The organism is Ruegeria sp. D6 (genome assembly GCF_056534365.1).
In genome coordinates, this window is sequence record NZ_JBQFPH010000001.1 from 1,043,551 (window position 1) to 1,057,795 (window position 14,245).

The window sequence follows — 14,245 nt, forward strand, 5'->3', positions numbered from 1 at the left end:
CCTATTTGGCAGCACATGACAGAGACATTGCATATCGTGGGCGGCGGCATGGCCGGGTCCGAGGCCGCCTGGCAGGCAGCGGAAATGGGCGTGGATGTCGTGATCCACGAAATGCGTCCTAATGTGGGCACGTTTGCACACCAGACCGGCAATCTGGCCGAGATGGTGTGTTCGAACTCATTCCGATCGGATGATGATGAACAGAACGCAGTCGGCTTGCTGCATTGGGAAATGCGCGCGGCAAACGGGTTGATCATGACGACCGCAGATAGCCATCGCCTGCCTGCGGGTGGCGCGCTTGCGGTTGACCGTGATCCTTTTGCCGAAGCCGTAACTGCCAAGCTGAAGGCCCATCCACGGGTCTCGGTCTCAGCGGAAGAAGTAACCAGTCTACCCCAAGACGGAAAGTGGATCTTTGCAACCGGGCCGTTGACCTCGCCCGCATTGGGGGAAGCCATTCGCGCAGAGACTGGTGCCGAGGCGCTGGCCTTTTTCGATGCGATCGCCCCCATCGTCTATGCAGACAGCATTGATATGAGCAAAGCCTGGATGCAGTCACGCTACGATAAGGGCGAGACTGAGGAAGAGCGCACCGCCTACCTCAACTGTCCGATGGATCGTGACCAGCACGAAGCCTTCATTAATGCGCTGCTGGCTGCAGATAAGACCGAATTCCACGAGGGAGAGACCGCTGGTTATTTCGACGGCTGTCTGCCGATCGAGGTTATGGCCGAGCGCGGTCGTGAAACTTTACGCCATGGCCCGATGAAACCTGTTGGCCTGACAAATCCGCATCAACCGGACGTAAAACCTTATGCCGTCGTCCAATTGCGGCGCGACAATGCCTTGGGCACGTTGTTCAACATCGTCGGTTTCCAAACCAAGATGAAATACGGTGCGCAAACCGAGGTATTTCGTATGATACCGGGTCTGGAAAATGCCAGCTTTGCGCGATTGGGTGGCATTCACCGCAACACTTTCATCAACTCTCCGACTTTGCTGGACGCGCAGATGCGGCTCAAGTCTAGGCCAAATATTCGTTTTGCGGGGCAAATCACGGGGGTGGAAGGCTATGTGGAAAGCGCAGCGATGGGCCTTTTGGCAGGCCGTTTGGCCGCTGCCGAAATACTAGGCCGATCCCTTCCCGACGTACCGCAAGACAGTGCGATGGGCGCATTGATCCACCACATCACGGGCGGCGCCGAAGCCAAGACCTTCCAGCCGATGAACGTGAATTTCGGTCTGTTTCGCCCGGTCGACGGCCTGAAGGGGGGGCGCCGAGGCCGCAAGGACCGCTACAAGGCCTATACCGATCGCGCCAAGGAAGTCTGGAGCGATTGGGTAAAGCAGTGTTGACTGGACGTCGCCCCCAGCCTGCGCCTAACATGTAAGTTATGAGCGATAAGTTTCTGAAAGACACATACAATCTGAATTCTGCCCAGGAAACGCACGATCACTACCAGAAATGGGCGGCCTCATACGATGATGAGGTCGGTGAGCACGGATATGTCACCCCGGACCGTGTTGCGGCAGCATTGAAATCCTTTGTCTCAGATGCTGATGTGCCGGTGCTGGACTACGGATGCGGTACCGGGTTGTCGGGTTTAGCACTTCGCAAGGCGGGTTTTCGTGTCATCGATGGGATGGATCCAACACCAAAGATGCTGGAAGGTGCCGCTGCCAAGGGGGTTTATCGCAACTTGATAAACTTCGAAGTTACTGATCCCAACCCCATTGAGGCCGAGGCTTACTCAGCCATAACATGCATTGGCGTCATCGGCGTTGGTGCCGCGCCGCCTGAAACCTTTGATCTACTTATGAACGCGCTGCCACGTGGCGGATATCTGGCGTTTTCCTTCAACGATCACACTTTGGCTGACCGCACTTACACCGGGCGGCTGAACGACTGGCTGGACATGGGTCACGCAAGGCTGTTATTCCGCGAATACGGTCCGCATCTACCGGGTATGGACATGAAATCAGACGTTTATGTTGTTGAAAAAACGTGACATTCACAACGCGTTTTGCGCCATCGCCAACAGGTCCGCTGCATTTGGGGCATGCCTATTCCGCGCTTCTTGCGTTTGATCAGGCACGGGCTGCGGGTGGATCATTTCTTTTACGGATCGAAGATATTGATCAATCGCGATCCAGGTCCCATTGGGAAACCCAGATCTACGACGACCTGCACTGGCTTGGACTGCGCTGGCCGCACCCGGCGATGCGCCAGTCGGACAGGCTGCCGCGATACAGAGAGGCATTGGAAATTCTGAAAAACATGGGCCTTGTCTACCCTTGCAGCTGCAATCGTGCCGATATCGAATCTGCGGCCGGTGCTCCGCAGGAAGGTGTACCCCAGTTCGGACCTGACGGGCGCATCTATCCAGGCACGTGCCGCGACCGCCCTTTGTCGGATGCTTCAGCTGGGGATGTTCTGCGCCTGAACATGCACAAGGCAATCAAGGCATCCGAACTTCGTGGATTTTGTGAAACTGGTGCGAAGTATTTGGGAACGCATGAGCTTGATGCGCACAACCTCATGAACGCGGTTGGCGACATCATTCTCGTTCGGCGCAATATGGGCAGTTCGTATCACCTGTCCGTCGTGGTTGATGATGCGGATCAGAACATCTCCCATGTGGTCCGGGGCGAGGATTTGTTCGATGCCACGCAGATACATGTCCTTTTACAAGGGCTGCTTGGGTTGCCGACACCTGTTTATCATCATCACCGTCTGATCCGGGACAACAACGGCAAACGCCTCGCAAAACGTGACGACGCACGCGCCATCTCGCTTTATCGCGAACAAGGAGCATCTCCTGCTGAAATCAGAGAGATGGTGGGCATTTGACCTGACCACCATCAGAGGCCCCACTATTCCATCGGCTTCATGAGCTCGACTTCGGTCCCATCGCGGACGGCCGTGTAGAAACAACTTCGCCGATTGGTGTGACAGGCTGGCCCCGTTTGGTTTACCACGACCAGCAGGCAATCCCTGTCGCAATCGACGCGAAAATCCACTAGGGCCTGAAAGTGGCCTGAGCTTTCGCCCTTGATCCAGAACGCCTGTCGCGACCGCGACCAATACGTAACCCGTCCGGTTCCCAACGTGCGCTCGATGGATTGGACATTCATCCAGGCCATCATAAGAACCTCGCCCGTCGCTTCGTCCTGTGCGATCGCGGGGATCAAACCCGCCTCGTTAAATTTCAGTGTCGACGGATCGAACAAGACTGCGTCAGCCATCGCAAAAACCTTTTGCATCCCAGAATCCCGCCATTATGTATGGGGAATGGACAACGAGGGAAAGCCATGAGCGGCGAAACCGATCTGATCAAGCTCTATTCCGGACGCATCTTGGCGCTAGCTGCGGATATTCCTTATCTGGATCGCTTGGATAATCCCGATGCGACGGTAAAGAAACGAGCCCCTTTGTGTGGATCGACCGTGACTGTAGACGTCAAGCTCGAAGATGGGCGGATCGTGGACTTTGGGCAAGACGTCAAGGCCTGTGCGTTGGGTCAGGCCTCGGCTTCGGTCGTAGGCAGCGCCGTGATCGGGGCGACGCGGTCGCAGGTCGAAACCGCACGTGATCAGCTTTCCGCAATGCTGAAGAAAGACGGCCCTGCCCCCGAGGCGCCCTTTAACGGGCTCGAAGTTCTGATGCCCGCGCGGGACTACAAGAACCGCCACGCGTCAATCCTGCTGGCGCTTGACGCGACCGCCGAGGCGATGGAGCAGGCCGAACAGGCCAACTGCGCCTGATTGGCTTTTCCATACAAAGCCGTATAGGGTGCCCCCAATGATTGGGGGGGCTAACGTGAACAATTTGCTGGAACATTTTGTGACGCTCTGGGTCGTGATCGACCCGATCGGCACCATCCCCGTCTTTATCGCTGTCACTGCTGGGATCGCAACGGGTGCGCGTCGTAAAACCGCTTTACTGGCCGCGTTGGTCAGCGCAGGCATTCTGCTGTTCTTTCTGATCTTTGGGCAACTTGTGATCGAGGCTTTGGATATCGGCCTTAACTCGTTTCAGGTTGCAGGCGGAATTATTCTGTTTCTCTTCGCTCTGACCATGATCTTTGGCGAAAGCAAACAGGTGATCGAGCAGCGCCAGGCCGAAGAAGACCTGGACGACAAAATGCACAAGACCAATCCGGCCATTTTCCCTTTGGCCGTCCCTTCGCTTGCGTCACCGGGCGCGATGCTGGCGATAGTGGTTCTAACGGACAACAACCGATACAGCGTCGCCGATCAGAGCATCACTGCACTGGTTATGTTGGTCGTTATTGCCATAGCGTTTGTGCTGATGCTGCTGGCCGAGCCGATCATCCGGTTGATCGGGCATTCGGGCGCAGCGATCATCAGCCGCGTGATGGGGATGATCCTTGCATCCGTCGCCGTAAATTCAGTTCTATCCGCCACGATCGAAATCATCAAAACCGGACAGCTGTAAAAAGAACCGCCGCACCTTCCGGGCGGAAAGGGCGGCGGCAAGTCATGCGTTTCTCATGTAGGGTCCGGATCACCGCACGGGGCCGAGGCAGGCCCCTTCAAGGGAAATGGGACAGGCAGGTCACCCTTGACTATGACGGGGAGACAAGCGCGGTGTGATCGGCACGAGATCGCAGGCAGAAAGGCTTAGAACCCGGTTGGCAGGTGAAGGGCAACCACCAGCATCACAACCAGTGAAACCGCGCCCGCTGCATCCTGCAAAATCGTGGATTGTGAACGGGTAAAGGCAGTTTTGATCTGGCTCAGCATGGTCTCACCTCCGGTCAGGTTTAATCCTTTGTTGACCTTTTGTTCTCATATTTTAACGAGTCGGTAAAGAACTTTTTGAGAACATTTGTGAACTTAGTGGGATTTTCGGTCTAACCCACTGATATCAAACGGATCGCCTGATCCTGCTTCATAAGCCACAGAAGAACACGCGCAGCCTGCCCCCGATCCGAGGTCAATTTGGGGTCTGCGGACAGCAAAGCGCGCGCATCTGATTGCGCCACCGCCATCAGCCCAGCTTGCCTTTCAAGATCAGCTATCCGGAACTTTGGCAGGCCAGATTGTGCGGTTCCGATCAAGTCACCCGCACCGCGCATCTGCAGATCGGTCTCGGCAATGCGGAAGCCGTCTTCAGTTTCTCGGAGTACTTCCAGCCGTTTTCGACCACCCTCGCTAAGCGGTGGCTGATACATCAACAAACAGGTTGAGGCATCTTCACCACGTCCAACTCGGCCCCTAAGCTGATGCAACTGCGCCAGACCAAAAATCTCTGCCCGCTCAATCACCATGATCGTGGCGTTGGGCACGTTCACCCCAACCTCGATCACCGTAGTAGCGACAAGGACTTTGGTCTTACCACTCTGAAACGCCGCCATTGCCGCGTCTTTATCGGCGGTCGGCATTTGGCCGTGTACCAGGCCCACCACGTCGTCCCCCAAGATCGCGCGCAACCGTTTGAAACGCTCCTCAGCCGCAGTCAGGTCCGAGACCTCGGATTCATCGACTAATGGGCACACCCAATAGCATTGTTTGCCTGCATCAATCGCACCGCGCAGATGGGCCACAACTTCGTCCATGCGTTGCGTGCTGACGACTGCGGTCTTGATCGGTTTACGACCCGGCGGCTTTTCATCCAGCACCGAGACGTCCATATCGCCGTACTGCGCAAGCGCCAAACTGCGCGGGATGGGCGTAGCGGTCATCACCAGCACATCAGCGCGTTGGCCCTTTTCGGACAGTTCCATGCGTTGGCGGACGCCAAAACGGTGCTGCTCATCAACGATGGCCAGCCTTAGGGCTTTGAATTCAACATCGTCCTGAAACACCGCGTGGGTACCGACCAATATCTGAATATCTCCCTGCTTCAGCGCGGCCAGCTTCGCTCGACGCTCAGCCCCCTTGTCGCGCCCGGTCAGGATTTCCAGCACAACTCCGGCTTCTTCTGCCAACGGACGCAGCCCTTCAAGATGCTGCCGGGCAAGGATTTCGGTAGGGGCCATCATCACCCCCTGCCCGCCAGCTTCGACGGCTATAAGCAGCGAAACAAATGCTACCAGAGTCTTTCCTGCCCCCACATCGCCCTGAAGCAACCGGTTCATCCGCGTCTCAGCGGCCATATCTGCCGAGATTTCCTCGATCGCGCGTGTCTGCGCTCCGGTTGGTCGATATGGAAGGCTTGCCAGCACCTTGGATTGCAAAGCACCGGTGCCGAGACTGACGATCCCTCGCGCTTTACGCTCACGCTGTCGTGCCAGGGCCAGCGTCAGTTGATGTGCGAGCAGCTCATCGTAAGCCAGACGTTCCCGCGCAGGCGCAAAAGGTGCTACGTCGTCCGCCCCTTGTGGGTGATGCGCCGCGTGAATAGCAGTTGTCCAATCTGGCCAATTCTGTTGTGCCACCTGAGCGGGGTCGGCCCATTCGGCCAATGCAGGTACTCGCGCCAACGCACTTTGAGCAGCTTTATAGGCAGTTTTTTGCGTTACACCCTGCGTCAGATGATAAACCGGCTCAAACTCGGGCAATTCGCCTGCGTTTTCAGGAGCGACCATATGATCGGGGTGTACCATCTGAGCCATGCCATCGAACAGCTCAAGCTTTCCCGATACCACCCGGCGTGCGCCCTCCGGCAACAGCTTCTTCAGATAGTCCCCTCGGGCATGAAAAAACACCAGTTGGAAATCCGCCTGACTGTCTTCAACATGAATGCGATATGCGCCCCCTTTGTTCCGCGGTGCTCGATGCGCGCCGATTGTCACCTCAACAGTCAGAGTCGCCGGAAGGTCGGCGCCCTGAATCGTATCGCGTCGCCGCCGGTCAATCACCGCATAGGGTAGCGAAAACAATACATCGCGCGGTGAATCGATCCCCAATTGGCCCAGAAGCTGCGCGGTCTTCGGCCCCACACCATCTAGTGTTTCAAGACCCGCAAACAGCGGAAAGAGCTGTTCAGGCCTACCGCTCATAGATCGCCAATCAGTTGAAGCCAGCTATCTTCATCCAAGGTTTCGATGCCCAGATCAGCCGCTTTTTTCGCCTTGGACCCTGCGCCCGGGCCCGCCACGAGCAAATCAGTTTTCTGACTGACCGAGCCAGATACCTTGGCCCCCAGCGCTTCGGCGCGGGCCTTGGCCTCGGCGCGTGTCATCTTTTCAAGCGTTCCCGTAAACACGACGGTTTTTCCTGCGACCGGACTGTCCGACGCAGGAGCCTCTGGTGGAACAACCGTCAGATGTTTGCGCAGATCATCAAATGCTTGGCGTTCCTCCGAATTGGCAAACGCATCAGATAGTGACAACCCGAGCGTGGCGCCGATTCCGTCGATACCAATCAGATCAGCCCAGGCGCTGGCGGCATCTGTCGAAACATCCATTCGCGCGAAAGCCGCATCCCGAACTTCTTTAACTTTCGCGCGTCTCGCTTCTGCAGTAGCCGCGATTCTCTCGGCGTCTTCCGCTTCATCGGCTGCACGCTGCGCAAGCGCGGCAGGCCGGGCCGTATCAATGGAGGCCGCCATTACATCCCATTCCCGATAAAACAACGCCAAATCTCGCGCACCAACTTCGCCCACATGACGAATCCCCAGAGCGAACAACAGACGGGCGAACGGTATGGTCCGCTTATCATCGATCGCTGCGAACAGGTTGCTGGCCGATGTCTCGCCCCAGCCGTCGCGGTTTTTCAACCGAGCCAGGTTTTCGGTGTCGCGATCTTTCAATGTAAATATGTCAGCGGGTGTGTTTATTGGCAGAAGAGGATCGCCATAAAACATCTCGATTTGTCGTGCGCCAAGCCCTTCGATATCGAACGCCTTGCGCGATACGAAATGTTTGAGTTTTTCAACCGCCTGAGCGGGACATATCAGCCCCCCTGTGCAGCGGCGGACCGCATCCCCCTCTTCCCGGATCGCGTCGCTGTCACATTCCGGGCATTTCGTCGGGAAAGCGAAGGGCCGCGCATCATCGGGTCGTTTCGACAGATCAACATCCGAGATTTTCGGGATCACATCCCCGGCCCGATAGACCTGAACCCAATCTCCAACGCGAATATCCTTGCCCTCACGAATGACTCCGCCTTTGGCGTCCCGCCCTGCAATATAATCTTCATTGTGTAGGGTCGCGTTCGAAACAACTACCCCGCCAACGGTTACCGGATGCAGCCGCGCTACCGGGCTAAGCGCGCCGGTACGGCCCACCTGAATGTCGATGGCTTCAAGCCGCGTCCAAGCCAGTTCGGCAGGAAACTTGTGCGCAATCGCCCAGCGGGGCGTGGTAGATCGGAAACCCAGCCGGGCCTGCAGACTCAGATCATCGACCTTGTATACGACCCCATCAATGTCATAGCCCAAGGTCGCGCGCTGAGCTTCAATCTGACGGTAATGTTCCAACATCTCATTAGTCGTTGAGCAACGCCTTGTCAGCGCATTTACCTGGAACCCCAAGGTTTTGAGGCGATCAATTGCGCCCATCTGAGTCTCAGCTAGCGGTGCAGACAGTTCACCCCAGGCGTAGGCAAAGAATTTCAGCGGGCGAGATCGTGTTATTTCGGAATCCAGTTGACGGAGGGAACCAGCCGCAGCGTTGCGCGGATTTGCAAAGGTCTTTCCACCTGTTTCGACCTGACGTGCGTTCAAAGCCTCGAAATCATGGTGAGACATGTATACCTCGCCGCGAACCTCAAGAACGTCTGGTGCACCCTCAATTCGGTGTGGAATATCGGAAAGCGTACGCGCATTTGCGGTAACGTTTTCACCGGTCTCACCATCACCACGTGTTGCAGCCTGCATCAGTTCACCCTGCTCATACCGTAGGGATAATGACAGGCCGTCGATTTTGGGCTCAGCTGTATAGGCGAGCGGTGCCTCATCTCCCAGTCCCAGATATTTGCGGATCGAGCGGTCAAAATCGGCAACATCCGTGTCATCAAACGCATTGCCCAGTGACATCATACGCACGGCGTGGGTCACTTTTGCAAACCCATCTGAAACGCGTGCGCCCACTTGTTCAGTAGGGCTGTCGGAGCGTTTCAGTTCGGGGAATCGCGCCTCGATCTCGGCATTGCGACGCTTGAGAGCATCATAGTCGGCATCCGAAATTTCTGGAGCATCTTCAGTGTGATAAAGCTGGTTTGCCCGCAGCAATTCCTTGGCGAGCCGGGCCAATTCTTCCCGTGCTTCATCTTCTGTCAGATCTGCGATTTCTGTGGTATCGCTCATGGCCCCGCCCTGTCACGTCGTCTTGAAAACCAGTGATAGGACGAGGCCATGGTCAGGTCCAGTGTTGTGCTGACACGCGAGTGGATTTACCGCCCCGGACCATCGACGGTAGCAATCAGATCAGATTAGGCACCCACGGCCATGCGGGTTTCACCCATTTTGTTGGCTTGCGGATCACGCAGGACGTATCCACGACCCCAGACCGTCTCGATATAATTCTCACCGCCGGTCGCATTGCTGAGTTTCTTGCGTAACTTGCAGATGAAGACGTCGATAATCTTGAGCTCGGGCTCATCCATGCCGCCGTAGAGATGGTTCAGGAACATTTCTTTGGTCAGTGTTGTCCCTTTCCGCAGGCTCAGAAGTTCCAGCATCTGATATTCCTTGCCTGTCAGGTGTACGGTTTTTCCGTTCACCTCTACGGTTTTGGCATCCAGATTTACGGCGACCTGCCCGGTGTGAATCACGGATTGAGAATGCCCCTTAGAGCGGCGGATAATCGCATGAATGCGCGCCACCAGCTCTTCTCGATGGAAAGGTTTGGTCAGATAATCGTCTGCTCCAAATCCGAATCCCTTGATCTTGCTTTCGGTGTCATCAGCGCCCGACAGAATCAGGATCGGTGTCTCTACCCGTGCTATGCGCAGTTGGCGCAATACTTCATGGCCGTTCATATCCGGCAGATTCAAGTCCAACAGGATGAGGTCGTAATCATATAGCTTGGCCAGATCGATGCCTTCTTCGCCAAGGTCCGTCGCATACACGTTGAGATTGGCGTGTGTCAGCATCAGTTCGATGCTTTTGGACGTGGTTGGATCATCCTCGACAAGAAGTATGCGCATGTTCACTGCTCCAATTTAGGTCAAATTCTTCAACTGATTTGAGCCTGAATAAAAATGGTTAATCTGACGTTACCGTTGAATCATTTATTCACTTTCACCTTTAAGTTGTCGATATTTTTTTAAGGCCGTCACCTTCAACCCATCGATCCCGTGCTCAGCAACTGCTGAGACCCACGAGTTGAACTCTTCATCGCTGATGCCATAGCGCTTTTTGGCTTCAGACAATGAAATCAACCCATAAAGTACACCGCGCACAACGATCACCTTGCGCGACGCCACCCAGCGCCGCGTATCCGCAGGAGGCAAATCGGCGCGTGTCAGCACGCTCCCGTCCGGCAGGGTGACCGACCTTGGACCTTCCACTTTGTGCAAATACATCTCTCATACCTTCTGCTGCTGCGACAAAGCTGCACCCAGCCTACTTAAAAGGGCGTGAAACCGCCCCTTGAGAGTGTCTAGAATTTTCTTATATTCTGCCGGTCTTTCTTAACCCGGACAGGAACCGCCTATGGCCCTCGATACCGAGACCCCGCTGAACTCGCTTGGCTTTGCCAAACCACCCTCGGAAACGCGGGTTGTCGTGGCCATGTCCGGCGGTGTGGACAGCTCTGTTGTGGCGGCCCATCTCGCTGATCAAGGCTATGATGTCGTAGGTGTTACTCTGCAGCTTTACGATCACGGTGCGGCGTTGGCCAAGAAAGGCGCGTGCTGTGCGGGGATCGACATTCACGATGCGCGTCGCGTGGCGGAAGAACGCGGGTTCCCTCACTACGTCTTGGACTATGAAAATATCTTCAAGGACGCTGTAATCGACGAATTCGCCGACAGCTATCTGGCCGGCGCGACTCCGGTGCCCTGCATCCGTTGCAATGAACGGGTAAAGTTCAAGGACTTGCTTGAGACCGCCAAGGACCTTGAGGCCGACTGCATGGCCACGGGCCATTATATTCAGCGCAAGATGGGCGCAAACGGGGCCGAATTGCATAGTGCTGAGGATGCAAATCGCGATCAGTCCTATTTCCTATTTTCGACCACACCGGAACAGTTGGATTTCCTGCGTTTCCCGCTAGGCCACCTGCCCTCCAAAGACGCCACGCGCGAGATGGCGGCACAATATGGGCTGGCCGTTGCGGACAAGCCGGATAGTCAGGACATCTGTTTTGTGCCCAACGGAAACTATGCCAGCGTGATCGAAAAACTGCGCCCCGGAGCCGCAGAACCCGGTGAGATCGTACACGCCGATGGCCGCGTTCTGGCGCAGCATAACGGGGTGATTCACTATACGATCGGTCAGCGTCGTGGGCTCGGTATCGGTGGTCTCAGCGAACCTTTGTATGTGGTCAAGCTGGATGTGGACAAGAAACAGGTTGTTGTCGGCCCCAAAGAGATGTTGGCCACAAGAACCGTTCCCGTGCGCGAGATCAATTGGCTGGGAGACGAACCGTTCACGTCAAAGAACGAATGGCATGTTTCGGTCAAAGTCCGCTCGACCCGCCCCCCGCGTGAGGCGATTATTCGCCCCCTTTCGGACACAACAGCCGAGGTTGAATTGCTGACGCCCGAGGAAGGTATCTCTCCGGGTCAGGCTTGTGTGTTCTACGAAACCGATAGCAGCCGTATCTTTGGCGGCGGCTGGATCTGGCGCGGTTACTAAATCGCGTCAGTCCACGAGTTGCTGAGGATATAGATCCCGGCACAAATCATCACGTAAGGCACCAGTTTCTCAAGCCGACGTGCGAAACCGCCGGTCATGATTGGGGATTGTGCACCCCAAAGCCCCAGCATGGTCAGCGTCAGCGCTGCGGCCACCGCGCCGGTGACACCCGCAATCCGATAGCTGGGGGCTGAGTCGGCCAATAGCGGCGCAAGCACAGCGAACGTGTCCATCGACAGACTTATGAACAGCAGCATGGTGACGAATGTCGAAGCACCCGTGGATATTTGAGGGGCCTCCTCGGTCTCCGATCCGCGGAACTGACGGATAACTCCGATCAGCCCGAGGCCAAGTGGTATCACGCCCAGATATCCAGCCCAATGTGGCACCACATCATCGACACCCAAGGCCAACAATAAGGCGGCAGCGATGATTAACATCTGCGCCAGCAGGAACCCCGCAACGGTCCGGCGCGGACCAGACACCATCATCAACGCTACAAGAGCTGCAAGGTTGTCGAGATTGGTCAAAACCTGCGCCATCAAGGCAGAAGCAGCAAAGATCACATGATCCAGCATCACGATTTCATTCTGTCCAAAACGGACCTTGCCGCACGCAAACCCGGTGCTTCGCCACCGCGACCAAGACGCTCCATCGTCGTCGCCATGGCTTGATGTTGGGCGTCGGGGGTGGTGGCCACCTGTTCCAACGCCGAAGCGATCTTGTCCGGTTGGCATTCATCCAGCAGACATTCGGGTACTGCGTGTGTCTCCGAGACCAGATTGACCAGTGTGACGGTGTCCAGCTTAACCATTCGTTTTGCGATCAGCGTGGTCAGCCAGTTGAGGTTATAGGCGATCACCATCGGTGTTGCCTGCGCGGCCAGTTCCAATGAGACCGTGCCGGATGCAGCCAATGCAAGATCAGCTGCGGCAAACGCTGCCCGTTTCTGCGCTTGCGCGTCGTCCGAGGGCAATTCCCGCGGATCGACAACTATCGGATTCCCCGGCCAGTTCCGAACCTGTTCGACGACCGCATCAACCATATGTGCAACTGCGGGCACGACCACGCGCATACCGGGACGGTCTTTCAGAAATTCCTGCAAAGCAGCGCCAAAGATCGGAGCCAGCCGCTCGACCTCACCCCGTCGAGAGCCGGGCAAAGCCAGCACGATGGGCGCGTCGCCCAGATCGTGAGCCGCGCGGAATCGCTGGATATCCTGATCGGACGCAATGGGTTCGTTCACAACCGGATGGCCGACAAAGTCACACTCCATCCCTGCCCGCTCCATATAAGGCGGTTCAAAGGGTAACAGCGCAAGGACGTGATCGATTACTTTCGCCATCTTGTCTGCGCGCCCCGGTCTCCAGGCCCAGACGCTGGGGGCAACGTAGTGGACAGTGCGAATCTCGCTGGAGGCCTTTACCAGCTTAGCCACACGCAACGAGAAATCCGGGCTGTCGACAGTGATCAGTACATCAGGCTTCGTGTCTAGAACTGCCTGAGCAGTCTCAGCGATACGGCGTTTCAGGTGAAAGAACTTGGGCAGAACCTCGACCAACCCCATAATGCTGAGTTCGGACATGGGAAATCGGCTGGTCAGCCCCTGCGCCTGCATTAGCGGCCCGCCAACCCCATCAAACTGCACCTCTGGCAAAAGGGTACGCAGACCTTCCATCAACGCGGCCCCCAAACGGTCGCCCGAGGGTTCACCGGCGACCAGAAATACGCGCATCAGACCGTGCGCTCGCGGACATAAAGAAACAAACCAAGGCGATTGCATTCATCAATCACGCGGTCGCGCTGCAAAACAATGACGCCGCCCTTTTCGATGACAATGCCCGACAGGCCCGCCGCGACAGCCCCCGAAACGGTGTCGGGTCCGATGGCAGGCATATCTGCGCGGCGATCCTGATCTGGTTTTGGACCCTTGTACAGAATGCCACCGCCCGCGTCGGGGCGCTGAGTCAAGGATTGCAGCATCCATGCGGTGCCATAGATGCCCTCGATCGCCAACGCTTGGGATTTCAGTACTACGCAAGCCTGACCGATATCCGCCGTCCCCATGTTGCGCAGGATTCCTGCCGCTCGATCTGCGTCGGCGTGATCAGCTTCAGAAGGTTGGGCTTCGGTCAATGAGCCAAGAGGCGGCAGCAAATCCGGTGCGATCTCATGCGCCGCACGGACCGTCAAACCGGCATCCTCAAATATACCAATGACCGCGCGCAATGCGCCGTCGTCACCGGCCATGATGGCCTTTTGCAGGATCGGCACCAGCGGCATCGTCGCCGCATCAATGCGAGCTGGATTGACAGTCGGACGACGCACTGCCCCTGCCATGCAAATCTCGGTCACGCCGCGGGCTTTGAGATCGGCGACGAAGCTTCCCAGTTGCTCCAATGGAAAAACCAAGTCGGTGGTCAGTGTATCGGGCTCAAACCCTTCCAGAGCGCAGATCAGCGGGCGGTTTGGCAGACAATTGACCACCTCGTCTGGTAAAGCGCCAGTTCCTGCGATCAATGCCAGCATTGG

At 56.6% G+C, this 14,245-nt stretch carries 15 protein-coding genes; 6 read left to right on the forward strand and 9 right to left on the reverse strand.

The window, feature by feature from the left end; all coding sequences use genetic code 11:
- The first annotated feature begins 15 nt into the window (after positions 1–15).
- The 3 genes from trmFO to gluQRS are packed head-to-tail and all read left to right on the forward strand — an operon-like array spanning position 16 to position 2,851.
- Positions 16–1,356 carry a methylenetetrahydrofolate--tRNA-(uracil(54)-C(5))-methyltransferase (FADH(2)-oxidizing) TrmFO gene (gene trmFO / locus ACR0A1_RS05205; protein WP_170421543.1) on the forward strand — a complete coding sequence of 447 codons (1,341 nt, stop codon included), beginning with the start codon at positions 16–18 and terminating at the stop codon, positions 1,354–1,356.
- Between the two features lie 38 nt (positions 1,357–1,394).
- The gene (locus tag ACR0A1_RS05210) at positions 1,395–2,009 is read left to right on the forward strand and encodes a class I SAM-dependent methyltransferase (RefSeq protein ID WP_170595665.1); all 615 of its coding nucleotides are present in this window, start codon (positions 1,395–1,397) and stop codon (positions 2,007–2,009) included.
- Positions 2,006–2,851, forward strand: a complete 846-nt coding sequence (gene gluQRS, locus ACR0A1_RS05215; RefSeq protein ID WP_480866510.1) for a tRNA glutamyl-Q(34) synthetase GluQRS — start codon at positions 2,006–2,008, stop codon at positions 2,849–2,851. Before ACR0A1_RS05210 ends, gluQRS begins: the two co-directional genes overlap by 4 nt.
- Before the next feature lie 23 nt (positions 2,852–2,874).
- Here gluQRS and hisI read toward each other — a convergent pair whose 3' ends face one another.
- Positions 2,875–3,264 carry a phosphoribosyl-AMP cyclohydrolase gene (gene hisI, locus ACR0A1_RS05220; protein WP_170735072.1) on the reverse strand — a complete coding sequence of 130 codons (390 nt, stop codon included), beginning with the start codon at positions 3,262–3,264 and terminating at the stop codon, positions 2,875–2,877.
- 48 nt (positions 3,265–3,312) lie between these two features.
- On the opposite strand from hisI, the gene ACR0A1_RS05225 reads away from it, so the two are divergent.
- Both ACR0A1_RS05225 and ACR0A1_RS05230 read left to right on the forward strand, forming a co-directional pair.
- Positions 3,313–3,765: an iron-sulfur cluster assembly scaffold protein gene (locus tag ACR0A1_RS05225; RefSeq protein ID WP_480866512.1), complete on the forward strand. Its 453-nt coding sequence runs from the start codon at positions 3,313–3,315 to the stop codon at positions 3,763–3,765.
- A gap of 55 nt (positions 3,766–3,820) precedes the next feature.
- Positions 3,821–4,459: a MarC family protein gene (locus ACR0A1_RS05230; protein WP_170393121.1), complete on the forward strand. Its 639-nt coding sequence runs from the start codon at positions 3,821–3,823 to the stop codon at positions 4,457–4,459.
- Between the two features lie 185 nt (positions 4,460–4,644).
- Here ACR0A1_RS05230 and ACR0A1_RS05235 read toward each other — a convergent pair whose 3' ends face one another.
- The 5 genes from ACR0A1_RS05235 to sciP all read right to left on the reverse strand — a co-directional run bounded on the left by ACR0A1_RS05235 (position 4,645) and on the right by sciP (position 10,437).
- Complete coding sequence (locus ACR0A1_RS05235; protein WP_255612104.1) at positions 4,645–4,767, reverse strand: hypothetical protein; 123 nt, start codon at positions 4,765–4,767, stop codon at positions 4,645–4,647.
- Positions 4,768–4,877: 110 nt separating this feature from the next.
- The gene (recG, locus tag ACR0A1_RS05240) at positions 4,878–6,968 is read right to left on the reverse strand and encodes an ATP-dependent DNA helicase RecG (protein ID WP_480866514.1); all 2,091 of its coding nucleotides are present in this window, start codon (positions 6,966–6,968) and stop codon (positions 4,878–4,880) included.
- On the reverse strand, positions 6,965–9,217 hold the full coding sequence (gene ligA, locus ACR0A1_RS05245) for an NAD-dependent DNA ligase LigA (protein WP_480866515.1): 2,253 nt from the start codon (positions 9,215–9,217) through the stop codon (positions 6,965–6,967). The genes recG and ligA overlap by 4 nt, the downstream gene beginning before the upstream one ends.
- A gap of 125 nt (positions 9,218–9,342) precedes the next feature.
- Positions 9,343–10,059, reverse strand: a complete 717-nt coding sequence (gene ctrA, locus ACR0A1_RS05250; protein ID WP_480866517.1) for a response regulator transcription factor CtrA — start codon at positions 10,057–10,059, stop codon at positions 9,343–9,345.
- A gap of 84 nt (positions 10,060–10,143) precedes the next feature.
- On the reverse strand, positions 10,144–10,437 hold the full coding sequence (gene sciP, locus ACR0A1_RS05255) for a CtrA inhibitor SciP (protein WP_170662503.1): 294 nt from the start codon (positions 10,435–10,437) through the stop codon (positions 10,144–10,146).
- 130 nt (positions 10,438–10,567) lie between these two features.
- Between sciP and mnmA the strand changes: the two genes are divergently transcribed.
- Complete coding sequence (mnmA, locus tag ACR0A1_RS05260) at positions 10,568–11,713, forward strand: tRNA 2-thiouridine(34) synthase MnmA (RefSeq protein ID WP_170421523.1); 1,146 nt, start codon at positions 10,568–10,570, stop codon at positions 11,711–11,713.
- Here mnmA and ACR0A1_RS05265 read toward each other — a convergent pair.
- Genes ACR0A1_RS05265 through ACR0A1_RS05275 form a run of 3 tightly spaced genes read right to left on the reverse strand, consistent with a single transcriptional unit; the run spans position 11,710 to position 14,242 of the window.
- Positions 11,710–12,291, reverse strand: coding sequence for a cadmium resistance transporter (locus ACR0A1_RS05265; protein ID WP_480866519.1), 582 nt, complete (start codon positions 12,289–12,291; stop codon positions 11,710–11,712). The two genes, mnmA and ACR0A1_RS05265, sit on opposite strands and share 4 nt — an antisense overlap.
- The gene (gene lpxB / locus ACR0A1_RS05270; protein ID WP_480866521.1) at positions 12,291–13,448 is read right to left on the reverse strand and encodes a lipid-A-disaccharide synthase; all 1,158 of its coding nucleotides are present in this window, start codon (positions 13,446–13,448) and stop codon (positions 12,291–12,293) included. Before lpxB ends, ACR0A1_RS05265 begins: the two co-directional genes overlap by 1 nt.
- Entirely contained in the window at positions 13,448–14,242 is a 795-nt protein-coding gene (locus tag ACR0A1_RS05275) for a UDP-2,3-diacylglucosamine diphosphatase LpxI domain-containing protein (protein ID WP_170595679.1), read from the reverse strand. Before ACR0A1_RS05275 ends, lpxB begins: the two co-directional genes overlap by 1 nt.
- Between the last annotated feature and the right edge of the window lie 3 nt (positions 14,243–14,245).

Bases quoted from the DNA above. Each gene is read 5' to 3' on its own strand.
- trmFO (WP_170421543.1), top strand. From the start codon at position 16: ATGACAGAGACATTGCATATCGTGGGCGGCGGCATGGCCGGGTCCGAG.
- ACR0A1_RS05210 (WP_170595665.1), top strand. From the start codon at position 1,395: ATGAGCGATAAGTTTCTGAAAGACACATACAATCTGAATTCTGCCCAG.
- hisI (WP_170735072.1), bottom strand. From the start codon at position 3,264: ATGCAAAAGGTTTTTGCGATGGCTGACGCAGTCTTGTTCGATCCGTCG.
- ACR0A1_RS05225 (WP_480866512.1), top strand. From the start codon at position 3,313: ATGAGCGGCGAAACCGATCTGATCAAGCTCTATTCCGGACGCATCTTG.
- ACR0A1_RS05235 (WP_255612104.1), bottom strand. From the start codon at position 4,767: ATGCTGAGCCAGATCAAAACTGCCTTTACCCGTTCACAATCCACGATT.
- recG (WP_480866514.1), bottom strand. From the start codon at position 6,968: ATGAGCGGTAGGCCTGAACAGCTCTTTCCGCTGTTTGCGGGTCTTGAA.
- ligA (WP_480866515.1), bottom strand. From the start codon at position 9,217: ATGAGCGATACCACAGAAATCGCAGATCTGACAGAAGATGAAGCACGG.
- ctrA (WP_480866517.1), bottom strand. From the start codon at position 10,059: ATGCGCATACTTCTTGTCGAGGATGATCCAACCACGTCCAAAAGCATC.
- sciP (WP_170662503.1), bottom strand. From the start codon at position 10,437: ATGTATTTGCACAAAGTGGAAGGTCCAAGGTCGGTCACCCTGCCGGAC.
- mnmA (WP_170421523.1), top strand. From the start codon at position 10,568: ATGGCCCTCGATACCGAGACCCCGCTGAACTCGCTTGGCTTTGCCAAA.
- ACR0A1_RS05265 (WP_480866519.1), bottom strand. From the start codon at position 12,291: ATGCTGGATCATGTGATCTTTGCTGCTTCTGCCTTGATGGCGCAGGTT.
- lpxB (WP_480866521.1), bottom strand. From the start codon at position 13,448: ATGCGCGTATTTCTGGTCGCCGGTGAACCCTCGGGCGACCGTTTGGGG.
- ACR0A1_RS05275 (WP_170595679.1), bottom strand. From the start codon at position 14,242: ATGCTGGCATTGATCGCAGGAACTGGCGCTTTACCAGACGAGGTGGTC.